Origin of the sequence: Mycobacterium sp. 852002-51961_SCH5331710, assembly GCF_001665535.1 — a bacterium.
Lineage (GTDB): Bacteria > Actinomycetota > Actinomycetes > Mycobacteriales > Mycobacteriaceae > Mycobacterium.
In genome coordinates this window covers 82,148-100,569 of record NZ_LZSQ01000131.1, presented here as the reverse complement: position 1 = coordinate 100,569, position 18,422 = coordinate 82,148, and the positions used below count along the sequence as shown (strand labels likewise).

Here is an 18,422-nt window from a genome sequence, read left to right as displayed (position 1 = left end):
CGGGGTGCTCTCATGCAAGAATGCCTGTCAGGCGATGTCATTCGCCTTTGCCGAGAAGGGAATGGTGTTCGGATGAACCCGCGCCTCGCCGCAGGTGCCGGCGTGGTGTCCGTATTTTTCCTGCTGAGCGGATCGGGTGCGGCGGTCGCGTACGCCCACCCCGGTGACTCGCGCGGCTCCGACCGTGGACACAGCTCCGATCGGGGTGGCAGCCACGGCCGCGGGTCCAACAACGGCAAGCACGACAACGACCGCCGCGACGGCAACCGCCCCGGCGGCAGCAAACAGGGCGGCGGCCTCAACCGCCCCGGTGCGGCCCCGGAATCGCGGGTCGGTTCGGGCCGCGAAGACCTCAAGACGACATCGGGCAACCGGTTGTCCGTCGCGCCGGGCCCCGAGACGGCCGGTCGCGCCGCATCGAGCCCACAGCCGGCCGCCCGAGTGGCGTCCACCCCGCAGCCGGAGGCTCGGGTGGCGGCGGGTCCGGAGTCCGCCAACCGGTCGGCCGTAGCAGGTGTGGCGCCCGTCGTCGAAGCGCCGGTGGGCATCGCGTCGGTGGCCGGACCGGTCGCGGCGGGCGGATCCGGTGCCGCGGGTGCGCTCGCGCCCGCGTTCGAACCGCCTCAGGTGACGTTCGGCAACGGTCGCACCCCGCAGAGCCGCGGTCCCGCGCCTGAAGCCGGCGGGGAATCGCCCGCGGTCCCGGCGCCCGCGGTCCCGGCGCCCGCCCTGCCGGCTCCGATGCCCCCGGAGTCGCTGCCGCCGCTCGCACCGACTCCGTTGAGCCGGGACACCGCTCCACCCGCGGTGGTGCGTCAGTTCGTCGTCGCGCCCGGCGCCGGCACCACCGACCCCCTGTGGGGCATCGCCGGTTTGCTGGTGATCCCCGTGGCGGGCGCCGCGCTCGGGTACCGACAGGCGAGGGCGGCCCAGGCGGCCGAGCGGATCGGCCGATCCTGATCAGCTCCGCAGATCCTTGCGGAGGATCTTGCCGGACGCCGACTTCGGCACCGCGTCGATGAACGCGACCTGGCGGACCTTCTTGTACGGTGCCACCTCGCCCGCGACGAAGTCGATCACCTGCTGCTCGGTGAGCTCCGCCCCGGATCGCTTGACCACGAACGCCTTCGGCACCTCTTCGCCCTCGGCGTCGGGCACCCCGACGACGGCGGCGTCGGCGATGTCGGGATGGCTCAGCAGCACGGCCTCCAGTTCGGCCGGCGGGACCTGGTAGCCCTTGTACTTGATCAGCTCCTTGAGTCGGTCGACGATGTACACGCAGCCGTCGGCGTCGACCTGCGCTAGGTCGCCGGTGTGCAACCAGCCCTGGTCGTCGATCGTCTCCCCGGTGGCCTCTTCGTTGCCGAGGTAGCCGGCCATCACGTTCGGGCCCTTGAACCACAGTTCGCCGGTTTCGCTCAAACCCTCTGTGGGCGGGTCGATCTCATCACCGGTCTCGGGGTCGACGATCTTCGACGCGGCGTTCGACACCGTCCAGCCGACCGAGCTCAGTGGCGCCACCATGTTCATCTCGTGCTGGCCGCCGTCGAACGGGGTGATGTGGCTGACCGGACTGAGCTCGCTCATGCCGTAACCCTGAACCACGCGGCACCCCAACCGTTCTGCGACGGCGTGGCCGAGATCGGCGTCCAGCGGAGCCGCACCCGACATCACGACGTTCAGCGAGGACAGGTCGTATTCGTCGATCAACGGATGCTTGGCCAGCGCCACGGCGACCGGAGGCGCGATGAACGCGATCGTGCACGCGTGGTTCTGGATGTTGCCGAGGAAATCGCCGAGATCGAAGTTCGGCATGATCACCAACTTGGCCCGCGCATGCAGCGCCGCGTTGAGCAGCACGGTCATCCCGTAGATGTGGAAGAACGGCAGAACGGCGAGCACGGTGTCGTCGGCGACCATGCCGTGCAGGGGCCGGATCTGGGCGACGTTGGCCACCAGGTTGCGGTGGGTGAGCATGACGCCCTTGGGGTTTCCGGTTGTACCCGAGCTGTACGGCAGCGCGGCCAGGTGCGACGACGGTGCGAAGCTCACATCCGGCGCCGGGTGGCCGGGTCCCATCAGGTCCTCGGCGTTCGGGTGTCCGTCGGCGTCCTGGCCGGCACCGTCGAGCACGACGAGTGCGTCGCCGGCGATGCCCGCCGCCGCGGCCGCCTCCTCGGCCTGTGCCAGCAGCGGGGAAACCGTCACGAGCATCTTGGCCTTGGAGTCGGTTAGCTGCTTGGCGATGTCCTTGGCGGTGAACAGCGCGTTGATGGTCGTCGCGGTCGCGCCCGCGCGCAGAATGCCATGAAATGCGACCGCGAACCCGGAACTGTTCGGCGAGAGCAGACCGACGACGTCACCGACGCCGATCCCGCGCCCGGCGAGCGCGCCCGCGAACGCCTCGATGCGCGCGATCACTTCGCGGTAGGTGGTCTCGCGGCCGGACTTCGCGTCGACGAGCGCGATCCGGTCGAGGTCTGCCTCGGCGATGTCGCCGAACAGGTAGTCGTAGACGCTGGTGGACGGAATGTCGACCTCGGGAAAGGGGCTCGCGAAACTCATCGCGTCTCCGATCGATTCATGGCCTGTCGGCTGTTTGTTCAGACCTCGTCGAGGTTTCTGAGTCGAGCTGTTTGATGAGTTTCCTGGGCGCGGTCAACCGAAACGACGCGTCGATCAGCTCCCGCACCTCGTCCCAGTCGACGGTCCCGGCCGACAGGTCGAGCCCCAGCCACCCCGACGGCCCGAGATAGGCGGGGGAGAAGAACCGGGCGTCGTCCTGCAGCGCGTGCCGTTCGCTCTGGTCGACCCTGACCAGGATCGACTGCGGGTACTGGATGTAGTCGCCCTTGCGCGGCGGTTTGACGCTGCCGCTGTACATCGCGAACATCTTGGCGGCGAAAAATGCGGGCCGTCCGTGCGAGATCTTCTCGTAGGCCTCGGGAAACGACAGCGCCAGCGTCCGTACCCGTGCCAGCACCGGGTCGTCGTCGCGGAACATGATCGGGTGCGGCATGGGGTCAGGGTAACGGTGCGGTGCTGTCGGGCCGCTCGGTTAGCCTGCGAAGGTGACCTCCAAGCGTGCCGAAGACGCGCTGGCCGCGCAGTCCGACGACGGCCCCGACGCCGACGTGCGTCGCCGCTGGCAGAAGCTCGCCGACGAGGTGCGCGAGCATCAGTTCCGCTATTACGTGCGCGACTCCCCGATCATCACCGACGCCGAGTTCGACGCACTGCTGCGCGAACTGGAGGGCCTCGAGGAGGACCACCCCGAACTGCGCACCCCGGACTCGCCGACCCAGTTGGTGGGCGGGGCCGGCTTCGCCACCGATTTCACCCCGGCCGAGCATCTCGAACGAATGCTGAGCCTGGACAACGCGTTCACACCCGATGAGCTCGCCGCATGGGCGGGGCGGCTCAAGGGTGAGATCGGCCCAAACGTGCTGCAGGACGCGCACTTCCTGTGTGAGCTCAAGATCGACGGCGTCGCCCTGTCTCTGGTGTACCGCGACGGCCGGCTGGAGCGGGCGGCCACCCGAGGCGACGGCCGCACCGGTGAGGACGTCACGCTGAACGCCCGCACCATCGCCGACATCCCCGAAAAGCTCAGGCACAGCGACGAATTCCCGCAGCCCAAGGTTCTCGAGGTGCGCGGTGAGGTGTTCTTCCGCGTGGCCGATTTCGAGGAACTCAACGCCGGTCTGGTCGCCGACGGCAAGCCGCCGTTCGCCAATCCCCGCAACAGCGCGGCCGGCTCGCTGCGGCAGAAGAACCCGGCCGTCACCGCGCGCCGCAAGCTGCGGATGATCTGCCACGGCGTCGGCCACGCCGAGGGGTTCCGGCCCAAAACCCTGCACGACGCCTATCTGGCGCTGGCGGCATGGGGGCTGCCGGTCTCCGAGCACACCGCGCAGGTCAAGGGAATCGACGCGGTCACCGAGCGCATCGCGTACTGGGGCGAACACCGCCACGACGTCGAACACGAAATCGACGGCGTGGTGGTCAAAGTCGACGATGTGTCGTTGCAGCGCCGGCTCGGATCGACGTCGCGGGCGCCGCGCTGGGCCATCGCCTACAAGTTTCCGCCCGAGGAGGCGCAGACCAAGCTGCTCGACATCAAGGTCAACGTCGGGCGCACCGGTCGGGTCACGCCGTTCGCCTGGATGGAGCCGGTGAAGGTGGCCGGCTCGACGGTCAGCCAGGCCACGCTGCACAACGCCTCGGAGGTCAAGCGCAAGGGCGTGCTCATCGGGGACACGGTGGTCATCCGCAAGGCGGGTGACGTTATCCCCGAGGTGCTCGGCCCGGTCGTCGATCTGCGCGACGGCTCCGAACGCGAGTTCGTGATGCCGACGCACTGTCCGGAGTGCGGAACCAAGCTCGCGCCCGCTAAGGAGGGCGACGCCGACATCCGCTGCCCGAACACCCGATCCTGTCCGGCGCAGTTGCGCGAGCGCGTGTTTCACGTCGCGGGCCGCGGCGCGTTCGACATCGAGGGTCTGGGTTATGAGGCGGGCACCGCGCTGCTGCAGGCCGGTGTCATCGCCGACGAGGGAGACCTGTTCACGCTGACCGAAGACGACCTGCTGCGCACGGATCTGTTCACCACGAAGAACGGTCAGCTCTCGGCCAACGGCAAACGGCTACTGGCCAATCTGGACAAGGCCAAATCGCAACCGCTGTGGCGGGTGTTGGTCGCACTGTCGATCCGTCACGTCGGGCCGACGGCGGCGCGCGCGCTGGCCACCGAGTACGGCAGCCTCGACGCCGTCATGTCCGCCTCGGAGGACGAACTTGCGGTCGTCGAGGGGGTCGGCCCGACGATCGCGGCCGCGGTCACCGAGTGGTTCACCGTCGACTGGCACCGCGCGATCGTCGACAAGTGGCGCGAGGCCGGCGTGCGGATGGCCGACGAACGCGACGCCAGCATCGAGCGGACGCTGGAAGGGCTGTCGATCGTCGTCACCGGCTCGCTGACCGGGTTCTCCCGCGACGAGGCCAAGGAGGCGATCGTCGCGCGCGGCGGCAAGGCAGCCGGTTCCGTGTCGAAGAAGACGGCGTACGTGGTCGCGGGTGATTCGCCGGGGTCGAAGTACGACAAGGCCGTCGAGTTGGGGGTGCCGATCCTCGACGAGGACGGTTTCGCCCGGCTGCTGGAGAACGGGCCCGACGGGGTCTGAGATCGCCGCTCGCCCGAGCGCTCCGCGTTTGTCCGGCCCGCCCACGGGGCACCCGACTGGGCGAATCGACAAGGAGTTGTGATGGCGATCTGCGATACCTGTGGCAACGACTACGACAAGGCGTTCACCGTGACGTGGCCCGACGGCCGCAGCGCGACGTTCGACAGCGTCGAGTGCGCGGCCGTCCAGCTGGCCCCGGAATGTGCGCACTGCGGGTGCCGAATCCTCGGGCACGGCATCGAAACCGAGGAAGCGATCTTCTGCTGCGCGCACTGCGCCCGCAAGGACACCAACGCCGACGTCAACGACCGCTGGCCGGTTCCGGCCGGCGGCTGACCGATTGGCTTCCGCCGCAACGGCTTTCGGCGCGAACCCTCAGCGCAGAATCGTCGCGACGATTCCCGCGAGATAGCCGAGCCGAGCGACCTCCGACGGCCGGAACAGCGGTCCGCCCGGCCTGCCCAGCACGACAGCCGTGCGGGGGTCCCCGAGCGGCGCAGCCGCCAGCGTGGTCGCCATGTCGCGCCACACCTGCGGCACCCACGCGGCGTCACCGTCGAGCGCCTCGGCGTGGTCGAGCGGCAGCCACGGCGTCTCTTCCACCTGGGTCTCGGGGGCGCCGGAGCTGCCGACGAGACGTTCCGGTCCACTGTCGGTCAACCGCACCACAGAGGTCCAGCCCACGCGCAGCACCCTGGGGGCCTCGTCGGCGAGCACCTGCAGCCTGCTCTTGCGGTCCGCCGCGGCGATGTGGTCGATGAGCTCGAGCTCGCGATGCGCCTCGAGCAGGCCGGTGTGTGGACGAATGGAGTCGACGTAGACGCCCTTGATCTGCTCGGCGGCGGTGATCAGCATGTCGGGCATCGCACCCCCGGGCAGCTCGACGACCAGATCGTCGACGGCGTAACCGGCTGACCGTTCCACCACGTCAAGCGACAGAATGTCGGCGCCCACCGACCCGAGCGCCACGGCCAGGGAGCCGAGGCTGCCAGGTCGGTCCTCGAGCTGGACCCGCAGCAGGTACGTAGGCACGCGCAACACTGTTGCACAGAGCGCCGGGGTGGGCATTCCGGCCTCAGCGGCCGCAACCGCGGTGACTAGGCTTGCTTGTCGTGTCGCAGATCTCCCGAGACGAGGTAGCCCACCTGGCGCGCCTGGCCCGCCTCGCGCTGAGCGAAGACGAGCTGGACAGCTACGCCGAGCAGTTGGACGCCATCCTCGGTCACGTCAGCCAGATCCAGTCCGTCGACGTCGAGGGCGTCAAACCCACCGGCAACCCGCTCACCGACGTCAACGTGTTCCGGCCGGACGCGGTCGAGCCGTGCCTGACGCAGGAGGAGGCGCTCGATCAGGCGCCGAAAACAGCCGAGGGCCGGTTCGCGGTGCCGCGGATCCTGGGGGAGGCGCAGTGAGCGACCTCACTCGGATGGACGCGGCGGCGCTCGGGGAGAAGATCGCCGCCAAGGAGGTGTCGTCGACCGAGGTCACCCAGGCGCACCTGGACCAGATCGCGGCCACCGACGAGCGCTACCACGCGTTCCTGCACGTCGCCGAGGAGCGTGCGCTGGAAGCGGCGGCGCGCGTCGACTCCGCCGTCGCCGCCGGTGAAAACCTGCCTTCGCCGCTTGCCGGCGTCCCGATCGCGCTCAAGGACGTGTTCACCACCACCGACATGCCGACGACCTGCGGGTCGAAGATCCTCGAGGGCTGGACCTCGCCGTATGACGCGACCGTCACCATGCGGTTGCGCGCGGCGGGTCTGCCGATCCTCGGCAAGACAAACATGGACGAGTTCGCGATGGGGTCCTCGACCGAGAACTCCGCATACGGGCCGACCCGCAATCCGTGGGACGTCGAGCGCGTCCCCGGCGGGTCGGGCGGCGGCAGCGCCGCGGCGCTGGCCGCGTTCCAGGCGCCGCTGGCCATCGGCACCGACACCGGCGGCTCGATCCGCCAACCGGCCGCGCTGACCGCGACCGTCGGCGTGAAACCGACCTACGGAACCGTGTCGCGGTACGGGCTCATCGCCTGCGCTTCGTCCCTCGACCAGGGCGGCCCGTGTGCCCGAACCGTTCTCGACACCGCCCTGTTGCACCAGGTGATCGCCGGCCACGATGCCAAGGATTCGACGTCGGTCGACGCGGCGGTGCCCGACGTCGTCGGCGCCGCACGCGCGGGCGCGTCCGGCGACCTCGCGGGCCTGCGGATCGGCGTGGTCAAGCAACTGCGCGGCGACGGCTACCAGCCCGGCGTGCTCGAGTCGTTCAACGCCGCCGTCGAACAACTCACCGCGCTGGGAGCCGAGGTCAGCGAGGTGGACTGCCCGCACTTCGACTACTCGCTGCCCGCCTACTACCTGATCCTGCCGTCGGAGGTGTCAAGCAATCTCGCGCGGTTCGACGCGATGCGGTACGGGCTGCGCGTCGGCGACGACGGCGCCCACAGCGCCGAGGAGGTCATGGCGCTGACCCGCGCCGCGGGGTTTGGCCCGGAAGTCAAGCGTCGCATCATGATCGGCACCTACGCGTTGTCGGCGGGTTATTACGACGCCTACTACAACCAGGCGCAGAAGGTGCGCACGCTGATCGCGCGCGACCTCGACGAGGCCTATCAGCGGGTCGACGTGCTGATCTCACCGGCGACGCCGACCACGGCGTTCCCGTTGGGGGAGAAGGTCGACGACCCGCTGGCGATGTACCTGTTCGACCTGTGCACGCTGCCGCTGAATCTGGCCGGACACTGCGGAATGTCGGTGCCGTCCGGTCTGTCGCCCGACGACAATCTGCCCGTCGGTCTGCAGATCATGGCGCCGGCGCTGGCCGACGACCGGCTGTACCGCGTCGGCGCGGCATACGAGGCGGCGCGCGGACCGCTGTCGACGGCGGTCTGAACGCCCGTTTGACGGACGCAAACGCCGACAGAGGGCGCAAACAACCGCGCGCTCGGGGAGGATGGGGTCATGCGCATCGGAGTTCTCACCGGCGGGGGCGACTGTCCAGGACTCAACGCGGTCATCCGGGCGGTGGTCCGAACGTGTGACGTTCGCTACGGCTCGTCGGTCGTCGGCTTCCAGGACGGCTGGCGCGGCCTGCTGGAGAACCGCCGCATCCAACTCGCCAACGACGACCGCAACGACCGCCTGCTCGCCAAGGGCGGCACGATGCTGGGCACCGCCCGGGTGCATCCGGAGAAGTTGCGGGCCGGGCTCGACCAGATCAAGCAGACGCTCGACGACAACGGCATCGACGTGCTGATCCCGATCGGCGGGGAAGGCACGCTCACCGCCGCGCACTGGCTCTCCGAGGAGAACGTGCCCGTCGTCGGCGTGCCGAAGACCATCGACAATGACATCGACTGCACGGACGTCACATTCGGCCACGACACCGCGCTCGGGGTGGCCAGCGAGGCCATCGACCGGCTGCACAGCACGGCTGAGTCGCATCAACGCGTGATGCTCGTCGAGGTGATGGGCCGCCACGCCGGGTGGATCGCGCTGAACGCCGGGCTGGCGTCCGGTGCGCACATGACGCTCATTCCCGAGCAGCCGTTCGACGTCGAAGAGGTCTGCCGACTGATCAAACAGCGCTTCGTGCGCGGCGATTCGCATTTCATCTGTGTGGTGGCAGAAGGGGCGAAGCCGGCCGAGGGGACGATGCAGCTGCGGCAGGGCGGCATCGACGAGTTCGGCCACGAGCGCTTCACCGGCGTCGCACAGCAACTCGCCCTCGAGGTGGAGAAGCGCATCAACAAAGAGGTGCGCGTCACCGTGCTCGGGCACGTCCAGCGCGGCGGCACGCCGACGCCCTTCGACCGCGTGCTGGCCACCCGCTTCGGCGTCAACGCCGCCGACGCCGCGCACGCGGGGGAGTACGGGATGATGGTGTCGCTGCGCGGCCAGGAGATCGGCCGGGTTCCGCTGGCCGACGCGGTCCGTCAGCTGAAGCTGGTTCCGCAGAGCCGCTACGACGACGCCGCGGAGTTCTTCGGTTAGGGCAGCGCGCCCGCATTGAGCGCGCAGACGAAGATCAGCACCAAGCCGGTCGCGGCTGCGAGACCGATGGGCGCGAACGCGAGTCCCGCGGCAAGACCGATCACCCCACAGGTTTTCAGTGTCCCTATCGGAAACTCAACCACGACGCGGGTAGGTTCACCCGTGCCATGGGGGCCAGGATGGGTCGAAAGTGCAACAGCGCCGCCGTCATGAGGCCCTCTTGAACGCTTCTCGCCGGACCATCTGCCACATCGTGGGCGTCTGCTCGGTGGTGGAGACGGTCACCGTCTTGCCCGTGATGGTCGAATCGCTCGCCAGCGCGACCAGATAGTCGGCCAGATCGATGCGGGCTGTGAAGCCGCCCACCGGGTCCACCTCTCCGGCAACGTATTTCGTCACGGCCGGCAGGTCGAACAGACCCGACGGCCGCACGATCGTCCAGTCCAGGTCGGTCTCGCGCACGATGTCCTCCATCCGCCGCTGGTCGTCGTAGGTGCTCCTACCGATAGTCCGGGTGATGACCGGTTCGACGATGCGCAGCGCCAACGGCGGGTCGACCCGGCCCGAATAGTGATGCGCGCCGGTCGAACTCACCACCACGAGTCGTCGCACGCCCGACTGCCGCATGGCGGCGGCGATGTTTCGCACTCCGGTCGAATAGATGTCGACGGGCCGCAAGGTGAACGGCACTCCGAGCGTCGACAGCACCGCGTCGGCCCCCTCGACGACGCGAACCGTGGCGGCGGCGTCGCGCACATCGGTGCGCGCCACCTCGAGCCGCGGATGAGCGAAGGGAAACTCCGCGGGCCGACGCGTCACGGCCACCGCCTCGTGGCCCGAATCGAGCACGCAGCGCGTCAGCAGCCGGCCGGTCTGGCCGTTGGCGCCGAAGACGACGATTCATGGCGTACCTCCCAAATGATCATGATAAGTGATTATCACGATAGGTGACTATCACTCGCGGTGCTAGTCTCGCCGCATGAACGAGCGTTCGACCGGCATCGCCGAGCTGCACGAGCGGATTCCGTTCCTGCTCTCCCAGCTCGGCGTTCACCTCGCGGAGGACTTCGTGCGCCGGCTGGAGCCGTTCGGCGTCGAACCGCGCACGTACGCGGTGCTCAAGGCGTTGTCCGAGGCGGATGGACAGACGCAGCGTCAGCTGTCGGTGCAGCTCAACATCCACCGCAACGTGATGGTCACCGTCATCGACAAGCTGGAGAACCAGGGGCTGGTCAAACGGATGCCCCATCCCGGTGACCGACGGGCGTTCGCGGTGACGCTGACCGGCAAGGCCCGCGAGCTGCTGCCGAAACTCGATGAGCAGGGTCGCAAGCAGGAGGCCGAGATCACGGCACCGTTCACGGCCGCCGAGCGCAAGACGGTGCTGCGCGACCTGCAGCGGATGTCGGCCGCGGCCGGGCTGATACCCGGAGTGCACCCCAAACTCGGGTAGGCCCGCACCACTAAACTCGCGGCATGACCACTGCATCCGCCGCCGATCTGCTCGACTACGACGACGTCGTCGCACGCTACGAGCCGGTGCTGGGGCTGGAGGTGCACGTCGAGCTGTCCACCGCCACCAAGATGTTCTGCGGCTGCGCCAACAGGTTTGGCGCCGAGCCCAACACCCAGGTGTGTCCCGTCTGCCTCGGCCTGCCCGGGTCACTGCCCGTGCTCAACGAGAAGGCCGTCGAGTCGGCGATCCGCATCGGGCTCGCGCTGAACTGCGAGATCGTGCCGTGGTGCCGGTTCGCGCGGAAGAACTACTTCTATCCGGACATGCCGAAGAACTACCAGATCTCGCAGTACGACGAGCCGATCGCGATCAACGGATATCTCGAGGTGCCGCTCGACGACGGTACGACCTGGCGCGTCGAGATCGAGCGCGCGCACATGGAAGAGGACACCGGCAAGCTGACCCACCTCGGCAGCGAGACGGGCCGCATCGAGGGGGCGACGACCTCGCTGATCGACTACAACCGTTCGGGTGTGCCGCTGATCGAGATCGTCACCAAACCCATCGAGGGCACCGGTGAGCGCGCGCCCGAGATCGCCCGCGCCTACGTGACCGCGCTCCGGGATCTGCTGCGCGGCCTCGGGGTCTCTGATGTACGCATGGACCAGGGATCGATGCGCTGCGACTCCAACGTCTCGCTCAAACCGATCGGGCAGAAGGAGTTCGGCACCCGCACCGAGACCAAGAACGTCAACTCGCTCAAGAGCGTCGAGGTCGCCGTCCGCTACGAGATGCGCCGCCAGGCAGCTGTTCTCGATGCCGGTGGCCGAGTGACCCAGGAAACCAGGCACTTTCACGAGGACGGTTACACCTCGCCGGGTCGCAGCAAGGAAACCGCCGAGGACTATCGCTATTTCCCCGAGCCCGACCTGGAACCCGTCGCCCCAGACGCCGAGTGGATCGAGCGGCTGCGGGCGACCATCCCCGAACTTCCGTGGGTGCTGCGAAAGCGAATTCAGCAGGACTGGGGCATCTCCGACGAGGTGATGCGCGACCTCGTCAACATCGGGGCGCTCGACCTGATCGCCGCCACCGTGGCGGAGGGCGCCTCGAGCGACGCGGCCCGCGCGTGGTGGGGGAACTTCTTGGTGCAGAAGGCCAACGAAGATGGGGTTGCAGTGTCCGACCTGCCGATCACGCCCGCTCAGGTCGCGGCGGTGGTCAAGCTCGTCGACGACGGCAAGCTGTCGAACAAGCTCGCGCGCCAAGTCGTCGAGGGTGTGCTGGCCGGCGAGGGTGAGCCCGAGCAGGTGATGAAGGACCGCGGGTTGGAAGTCGTGCGCGACGACTCGGCGCTGCAGACCGCCGTCGACGAGGCGCTGGCCGCCAATCCCGATATCGTCGAGAAGATCCGAGGTGGCAAGGTTCAGGCCGCGGGCGCGATCGTCGGCGCCGTAATGAAGGCCACCAAGGGCCAGGCTGACGCGGCGCGGGTACGCGAACTCGTGCTGGAGGCCTGCAGCTAGCGCCGAAACTGCACACAGGGTCGTTGGCGACGCTCATTCACAGCCCTGGCCGCAGTTTCGAGCGCGGGCAGGCGGTTACGTATTGTCCGCCGGGCTGCGCGGGAAGCCGCCGCCCTGCGGGAACAGCGGGAAGACGACGTCGTCGAGCTTCTGGGCATCGCCCGCCGTCTTGTTGATCGTGCCGCCCCAGATGTTGCCGTCGGGCGACATCGCCAGCGCCCAGGCGTGGCCGTGCTGGTCCTGGCGCACCACCTCGGGATCGCCGGTAACCGCACCGGTTTCGGGAGCGAGACGCACTGCGACGGTCTGCTTGGTGTTGACGAGATTGACCAGAACAGATCCGTCCAGCGCGGCGCAACCCGCGACGCCGGGCCGGTCGGGCCAGGTCCACACCGTCGAGGTCTTGGAGTCCTTGGTGATGCGCTGCAACCGGTCGCCGGAGGCGGCGCGGTCGGTGATGTACAGCGACCCGTCCGAGTAGTCGATGCACATGCCGCCCGCGGCGCCCAGCCCCGACAGCGCGGTCGTCGTCGGCGCCTGATCGACCGTGGTGGGCTGTTCAATCCGCAGCACCTTGCCTGCCAACGACCCCGGGTTCGCCGCGTCGGCGGGATTTCCCGCATCGCCCGTCTGTACGAGCAGGGTCGTCGGGCTGGTGAAGATCAGCGAGCCCGCGTTGCCGGTCGCGCCCTTCGGGATGCCGGTCAGGATCGGCTTGGGAATGTCGCCGTCGGCGATGCGGATGACGCGGTTGTCCGTCGGGGTGCTGACGTAGGCGTACATCAGCCGGTCCTGCTGGTAGGTCGGCGACAGCACGATGTCCATCAACCCGCCATCGCCCGAACCGTCGACCGGCAGCGTGGTCTTCACTTTCGGTTCCGCGCGGACCGAGACCTCTTTGACCACACCGGTGGTGCGCTCGGCGACCAGCGCCGACTGGCTGTCGGGAAGCATGATCAGCCCGCTGGTGCTTTCCAGGCAGCCCTGCATGACGCCCGGTGCCGGGCACTCCTTCGGAAACGGCGTCGGTGGCAGCGGCGGCGGTGGCGGCGGCGTCGACGTGGGGCCCGGTGCGAGCTCGGGTTCGGTGGTGAACGGCTGCGACTGCAGGTCGTCGAATCGCGCACACCCCGACCCCGCGAGCAACGCCGCGCACAACACGGCGAGCACGCCCCGCATCGGCCGGCGCAGTTTCATGCGAGCCAGGTTACGGATCATTCGGACGTGCGCGCCACGCACACCCGCGCGACGGCGCCGCGAGACGTCCGCGAATTAGGGCCCCGAAAGCACCGCGCCAATACCCGACTACCGGGTGACAAGCACTTACGCTGGCAGAGTGACCAGTCATACCAATGACCCACGCGCCTGGCAGCGGCCCGACGACGCGGCCGGGCGGCCCGTGTCGGCGAGCCTGGTCGACCCCGAAGACGATCTGCCCACCTCCAACTACGCAGGCGATTTCGAAACCACCGCGATCCCGCACTACGACTCGAACAGTGGTGCACCGGTCTCGACCGGGTTCGGACTGCTCAACGACCCCGAGCCACTGCCGTATGTGCAGCCAAGCGGCCGGCACGCGCTGACCGACTACTCCGCCGAGCCCTCGGAGATCGGTCCCGATCCGTTCCGGGCTGGCCCCGACCGTCGCGGCACGCTCGACCTCGGGCTTCTTCTGCTGCGCCTCGCCGTGGGTGCCCTGTTCATCGGTCACGGCCTGCAGAAGGCCTTCGGGCTGTGGGGCGGTCCCGGACTCAACGGCTGGGAAGCGGAACTGTCCGACATGGGGTTCCGCTACGCAGACATCCTGACCTACGTCGGCGCCGCCGGTCAGATCGCCGCCGGGGTTCTGCTCATCCTCGGTCTCTTCACGCCCGTGGCCGCCGCCGGCGCGCTGGCATACCTGGTGACCGGGGTGCTGGCCGACGCGATGGTCGCCCACGAAGAAGCGCGGCTGTCGGACTTCCTGACCGACGGGCACGAGTACAAGGTGTTCCTCTTGTGCGCGGTGGCCGCGCTGGTGCTGACCGGCCCCGGCCGCTACGGGTTCGACGCCGGACGCGGGTGGGCACGGCGGCCGTTCCTCGGCTCGCTCGGTGCGCTGGTGCTCGGCGCGGGCGCCGGTGTCGCGATCTGGGTGCTGCTCAACGGCGGCAACCCGCTTGCCTAATCCGTCGAATACGGATTCGGCACGCGACCGCCGCTGGCCTCGGTGAGCCGCGGTAACGTCGCGAACGTCACCGCCGGTAGCCGCAGGTCCCTGCCGTCCTTCAGGTGGGCGTAGGCCGCCGGCCCCTTGCCGAACCGCAGACCGTCGATGTCGTCCCACTGGACCGTCTCGCTGCCGAACAACGTGCGTGCGGTCACGTGGTCGCGGTCGGCGACCGTGCGATAGCGGGCGACGAACACCGACAACACGATCGGAATGATGAGTAGGGCCGCCACCCAGGTCAGCCCCGCGAGAACCAGCGAAAGCATGCTGAACGCCAGGAACGCGACGGCGAAATGCGCCATGGGCGAGATGCGGATGACGACGGGTGCGGGTTCGGCCTCGGGACTCACCCGGCCATCTTCGCACCGTGCCGCAATTTGACCTGTGACCAGTGCGGAGGCTACCGTCGACGGTTATGCAGGGCCTGGGGTTGCTCGTAGTAATCGGGAAGCGCGTCGATGCCGCGCCTGCCCTTACTCGGGCATAACTCCGGCACCGACGCGCGACCCTCGTACAGCTGCCCAGCTGACGGGGGTTTTTTCTTGCCCGACCACCGAATTTGAGACCCTAGAGACAGATCCGCAGAAGGATTTAGGAGAACGAACACCGTGAGCGCACCGACAACCCGACCGCTGGAGCAGGTGGCGGCAACCGTGCCCGACGACGGACATGCCAAGAAACCGGCGGTGAAATCTGCGCCGGCGTCGACGCAACGCGTTGCGCCGCAACAGATGACCGGCGCGCAGGCAGTGATCAGGTCGCTGGAGGAACTCGACGTCGACACGATCTTCGGCATCCCCGGCGGCGCGGTGCTGCCGGTGTACGACCCGCTGTTCGACTCCAAGAAGCTGCGCCACGTACTGGTCCGCCACGAGCAGGGCGCCGGACATGCGGCCAGTGGTTACGCCCACGCGACCGGCAAGGTCGGCGTGATGATGGCCACCTCGGGCCCCGGTGCGACAAACCTCGTCACGCCGCTGGCCGACGCCCACATGGACTCGATCCCGGTGGTCGCGATCACCGGACAGGTCGGCCGCGGGCTGATAGGCACCGACGCGTTCCAGGAAGCCGACATCTCCGGCATCACGATGCCGATCACCAAGCACAACTTCCTGGTGCGCAGTGGCGACGAGATCCCCAAGGCGATCGCGGAGGCGTTCCACATCGCGTCCTCGGGCCGTCCCGGTCCGGTGCTTGTCGACATCCCCAAGGACGTGCTGCAGGGTCAGTGCACCTTCAGCTGGCCGCCGCGGATGGATCTGCCCGGTTACAAGCCGAACACCAAACCGCACAACCGCCAGATCCGGGAGGCAGCGAAGCTGATCGCCGCAGCCCGCAAGCCGGTGCTCTACGTCGGCGGCGGCGTGATCCGCGGCGAGGCCACCGAGGGTCTGCTGGAGTTGGCCGAGCTGACCGGGATCCCCGTCGTCACCACGCTGATGGCGCGCGGTGCGTTTCCCGACAGCCATCCGCAGAACATGGGCATGCCCGGAATGCACGGCACGGTGTCCGCGGTGGCCGCCCTGCAGCGCAGCGACCTGCTGATCGCACTGGGCACCCGCTTCGACGACCGGGTGACCGGTCGGCTGGATTCCTTCGCCCCGGAGGCCAAGGTCATCCACGCCGACATCGACCCGGCCGAGATCGGCAAGAACCGGCACGCCGACGTGCCGATCGTGGGTGACGTCAAGGCCGTCATCGCCGATTTGATCGTGGCGCTGCAGCGTGACGGTGCCGCGAACTCGATCAAGATCGACAACTGGATGGAGTACCTGCGCGGGGTGCAGGCGACCTACCCGTTGAGCTACGGGCCGCAGAGCGACGGCAGCCTCTCGCCGGAGTACGTGATCGAGACGCTGGGCAAGATGGCCGGACCCGAAGCGGTGTACGTCGCGGGTGTCGGACAGCACCAGATGTGGGCCGCGCAGTTCATCTCTTACGAGAACCCGAAGACGTGGTTGAACTCCGGCGGCCTTGGCACCATGGGGTATGCCGTGCCCGCGGCGATGGGCGCCAAGTTCGGCCGCCCGGAGGCCGAGGTGTGGGCCATCGACGGCGACGGCTGTTTTCAGATGACCAACCAGGAGTTGGCCACCTGTGCGGTCGAGGGTGCGCCGATCAAGGTGGCGCTGATCAACAACGGCAACCTCGGCATGGTGCGCCAGTGGCAGACCCTGTTCTATGAAGAGCGGTACAGCCAAACGGATCTCGCCACGCACTCGCGTCGCATCCCCGATTTCGTGAAGCTTGCCGACGCGCTCGGCTGCGTCGGATTGCGTTGTGAGCGAGCCGAAGACGTCGAGGACGTGATCCGCCAGGCGCGCGAGATCAACGACCGCCCCGTGGTGATCGACTTCATCGTCGGTGCGGACGCACAGGTGTGGCCGATGGTCGCCGCCGGCACCAGCAACGACGAGATCCAGGCCGCCCGCGGCATCCGACCGCTGTTCGACGATCCGGAAGAAGGGCACGCCTGATGAGTACCCCCGCCACCCAAACGTTGTCGGTGCTTGTCGAGGACAAACCGGGCGTCCTGGCACGTGTCGCATCGCTGTTCTCGCGGCGCGGCTTCAACATCCAGTCCCTGGCTGTCGGTGCGACCGAGCAGAAGAACATGTCGCGCATGACGATCGTCGTCAGCGTGGACGAGGCGCCGCTCGAGCAGATCACCAAACAGCTCAACAAGCTGGTGAATGTGATCAAGATCGTCGAGCAGGAGGAAGAGAACTCGGTCTCGCGTGAGCTCGCGCTGATCAAGGTGCGCACCGACGCGTCGACCCGCGGCCAGGTCATCGAGGCGGTGAACCTGTTCCGCGCCAAGGTCGTCGACGTGTCGACCGAGTCGTTGACGGTCGAGGCGACCGGCACGCCCGAGAAGCTCGAGGCGCTGCTGCGGGTGCTCGAGCCCTTCGGGATTCGCGAGATCGTGCAGTCCGGTGTGGTGTCGCTGTCCCGCGGTCCCCGCAGCATCGGCACCAGCAAGTAAACCCTAAATCAGTTGAGAGATAAGGAAATTCAGTGGCAGTAGAGATGTTCTATGACGACGACGCGGACCTGTCGATCATCCAGGGACGCAAGGTCGGCGTCATCGGCTACGGCAGCCAGGGGCACGCGCACTCGCTGAGCCTGCGCGACTCCGGAGTCGAGGTGAAGGTCGGCCTGAAGGAAGGCTCGAAGTCCCGCGACAAGGTCGCCGAGCAGGGACTGGATGTCGACACCCCCGCCGAGGTCGCCAAGTGGGCCGACGTCATCATGTTGCTCGCGCCCGACACCGCGCAGGCGGAGATCTTCAAAAACGACATCGAGCCCAACCTCGAGGACGGCAACGCGCTGTTCTTCGGGCACGGCCTCAACATCCACTTCGACCTGATCAAGCCGCCGTCCAACGTGACGATCGGCATGGTCGCCCCGAAGGGGCCGGGCCACCTGGTGCGCCGGCAGTTCGTCGACGGCAAGGGCGTGCCCTGCCTGATCGCGATCGACCAGGACCCCAAGGGTGAGGGCCAAGCGCTCGCACTTTCGTACGCCAAGGGCATCGGCGGCACCCGCGCCGGCGTCATCAAGACCACCTTCAAGGACGAGACCGAGACCGACCTGTTCGGTGAGCAGGCCGTGTTGTGCGGCGGCACAGAGGAACTCGTCAAGACCGGCTTCGACGTGATGGTCGAGGCCGGATATGCGCCCGAGCTGGCGTACTTCGAGGTGCTGCACGAGCTGAAGCTCATCGTCGACCTCATGTACGAGGGTGGCATCGCGCGCATGAACTACTCGGTGTCCGACACCGCGGAGTTCGGCGGCTACCTGTCCGGCCCGCGGGTGATCGACGCCGACACCAAGAAGCGGATGCAGGACATCCTCAAGGACATCCAGGACGGCACGTTCGTCAAGCGCTTGGTCGCCAACGTCGAGGGCGGCAACAAGGAGCTCGAGGGCCTGCGCAAGCAGAACGCCGAGCACCCGATCGAGGTCACCGGCAAGAAGCTGCGCGACCTGATGAGCTGGGTCGACCGGCCCATCACCGAGACGGCGTAAGTAGAGGTTTCGGTGCGCTGCCTAT

At 68.1% G+C, this 18,422-nt stretch carries 18 protein-coding genes; 12 read left to right on the top strand and 6 right to left on the bottom strand.

The window, feature by feature from the left end:
* Positions 1-72: 72 nt before the first annotated feature.
* The gene (locus A5752_RS26555; RefSeq protein ID WP_067092266.1) at positions 73-960 is read left to right on the top strand and encodes a hypothetical protein; all 888 of its coding nucleotides are present in this window, start codon (positions 73-75) and stop codon (positions 958-960) included.
* On the opposite strand, the gene A5752_RS26550 is transcribed toward A5752_RS26555, so the two are convergent.
* Both A5752_RS26550 and A5752_RS26545 read right to left on the bottom strand, forming a co-directional pair.
* Positions 961-2,565 carry a 4-coumarate--CoA ligase family protein gene (locus tag A5752_RS26550; RefSeq protein WP_067092264.1) on the bottom strand — a complete coding sequence of 535 codons (1,605 nt, stop codon included), beginning with the start codon at positions 2,563-2,565 and terminating at the stop codon, positions 961-963.
* A gap of 16 nt (positions 2,566-2,581) precedes the next feature.
* On the bottom strand, positions 2,582-3,019 hold the full coding sequence (locus tag A5752_RS26545) for an MmcQ/YjbR family DNA-binding protein (RefSeq protein ID WP_067092262.1): 438 nt from the start codon (positions 3,017-3,019) through the stop codon (positions 2,582-2,584).
* A 79-nt stretch (positions 3,020-3,098) separates the two neighbouring features.
* On the opposite strand from A5752_RS26545, the gene ligA reads away from it, so the two are divergent.
* Both ligA and A5752_RS26535 read left to right on the top strand, forming a co-directional pair.
* On the top strand, positions 3,099-5,183 hold the full coding sequence (gene ligA, locus A5752_RS26540; RefSeq protein ID WP_197500744.1) for an NAD-dependent DNA ligase LigA: 2,085 nt from the start codon (positions 3,099-3,101) through the stop codon (positions 5,181-5,183).
* 81 nt (positions 5,184-5,264) lie between these two features.
* Positions 5,265-5,519 carry a metallothionein gene (locus tag A5752_RS26535; RefSeq protein ID WP_064416829.1) on the top strand — a complete coding sequence of 85 codons (255 nt, stop codon included), beginning with the start codon at positions 5,265-5,267 and terminating at the stop codon, positions 5,517-5,519.
* A 39-nt stretch (positions 5,520-5,558) separates the two neighbouring features.
* Here A5752_RS26535 and A5752_RS26530 read toward each other — a convergent pair whose 3' ends face one another.
* Entirely contained in the window at positions 5,559-6,215 is a 657-nt protein-coding gene (locus A5752_RS26530) for an ACT domain-containing protein (protein ID WP_067092318.1), read from the bottom strand.
* Positions 6,216-6,295: 80 nt separating this feature from the next.
* Between A5752_RS26530 and gatC the strand changes: the two genes are divergently transcribed.
* The 3 genes from gatC (at position 6,296) to A5752_RS26515 (ending at position 9,174) form a co-directional block, all read left to right on the top strand.
* The gene (gene gatC, locus A5752_RS26525; RefSeq protein WP_067092258.1) at positions 6,296-6,595 is read left to right on the top strand and encodes an Asp-tRNA(Asn)/Glu-tRNA(Gln) amidotransferase subunit GatC; all 300 of its coding nucleotides are present in this window, start codon (positions 6,296-6,298) and stop codon (positions 6,593-6,595) included.
* A gap of 14 nt (positions 6,596-6,609) precedes the next feature.
* A complete protein-coding gene (gene gatA, locus A5752_RS26520) occupies positions 6,610-8,073 on the top strand; it encodes an Asp-tRNA(Asn)/Glu-tRNA(Gln) amidotransferase subunit GatA (protein ID WP_067092256.1) in 1,464 nt (487 codons plus the stop codon).
* 69 nt (positions 8,074-8,142) lie between these two features.
* Positions 8,143-9,174: an ATP-dependent 6-phosphofructokinase gene (locus A5752_RS26515; RefSeq protein ID WP_067092254.1), complete on the top strand. Its 1,032-nt coding sequence runs from the start codon at positions 8,143-8,145 to the stop codon at positions 9,172-9,174.
* Between the two features lie 207 nt (positions 9,175-9,381).
* Here the strand turns inward: A5752_RS26515 and A5752_RS26510 are convergent, their stop codons facing one another.
* Positions 9,382-10,074: an NAD(P)-dependent oxidoreductase gene (locus A5752_RS26510; protein WP_067092252.1), complete on the bottom strand. Its 693-nt coding sequence runs from the start codon at positions 10,072-10,074 to the stop codon at positions 9,382-9,384.
* Positions 10,075-10,153: 79 nt separating this feature from the next.
* Here A5752_RS26510 and A5752_RS26505 point away from each other — a divergent pair, with 79 nt between their 5' ends.
* On the top strand, positions 10,154-10,627 hold the full coding sequence (locus A5752_RS26505; protein WP_067092250.1) for a MarR family winged helix-turn-helix transcriptional regulator: 474 nt from the start codon (positions 10,154-10,156) through the stop codon (positions 10,625-10,627).
* 23 nt (positions 10,628-10,650) lie between these two features.
* Entirely contained in the window at positions 10,651-12,156 is a 1,506-nt protein-coding gene (gene gatB / locus A5752_RS26500; protein WP_067092249.1) for an Asp-tRNA(Asn)/Glu-tRNA(Gln) amidotransferase subunit GatB, read from the top strand.
* Between the two features lie 75 nt (positions 12,157-12,231).
* Here the strand turns inward: gatB and A5752_RS26495 are convergent, their stop codons facing one another.
* Complete coding sequence (locus tag A5752_RS26495; protein WP_067092247.1) at positions 12,232-13,353, bottom strand: PQQ-dependent sugar dehydrogenase; 1,122 nt, start codon at positions 13,351-13,353, stop codon at positions 12,232-12,234.
* A gap of 139 nt (positions 13,354-13,492) precedes the next feature.
* On the opposite strand from A5752_RS26495, the gene A5752_RS26490 reads away from it, so the two are divergent.
* The gene (locus A5752_RS26490) at positions 13,493-14,323 is read left to right on the top strand and encodes a DoxX family protein (protein ID WP_067092244.1); all 831 of its coding nucleotides are present in this window, start codon (positions 13,493-13,495) and stop codon (positions 14,321-14,323) included.
* On the opposite strand, the gene A5752_RS26485 is transcribed toward A5752_RS26490, so the two are convergent.
* Entirely contained in the window at positions 14,320-14,667 is a 348-nt protein-coding gene (locus tag A5752_RS26485) for a PH domain-containing protein (protein ID WP_067092316.1), read from the bottom strand. The two genes, A5752_RS26490 and A5752_RS26485, sit on opposite strands and share 4 nt — an antisense overlap.
* Positions 14,668-15,051: 384 nt before the next feature.
* Between A5752_RS26485 and A5752_RS26480 the strand changes: the two genes are divergently transcribed.
* From A5752_RS26480 to ilvC, 3 genes are read left to right on the top strand one after another with little or no spacing between them, the layout of a single operon-like run.
* Positions 15,052-16,842 carry an acetolactate synthase large subunit gene (locus A5752_RS26480; RefSeq protein WP_231983530.1) on the top strand — a complete coding sequence of 597 codons (1,791 nt, stop codon included), beginning with the start codon at positions 15,052-15,054 and terminating at the stop codon, positions 16,840-16,842.
* Positions 16,842-17,351, top strand: coding sequence for an acetolactate synthase small subunit (ilvN, locus tag A5752_RS26475; protein WP_067092240.1), 510 nt, complete (start codon positions 16,842-16,844; stop codon positions 17,349-17,351). Before A5752_RS26480 ends, ilvN begins: the two co-directional genes overlap by 1 nt.
* 44 nt (positions 17,352-17,395) lie before the next feature.
* Positions 17,396-18,397 (top strand): ketol-acid reductoisomerase, encoded by a 1,002-nt coding sequence (gene ilvC, locus A5752_RS26470; protein ID WP_197500743.1) that lies wholly within the window; start codon positions 17,396-17,398, stop codon positions 18,395-18,397.
* Positions 18,398-18,422 lie beyond the last annotated feature (25 nt).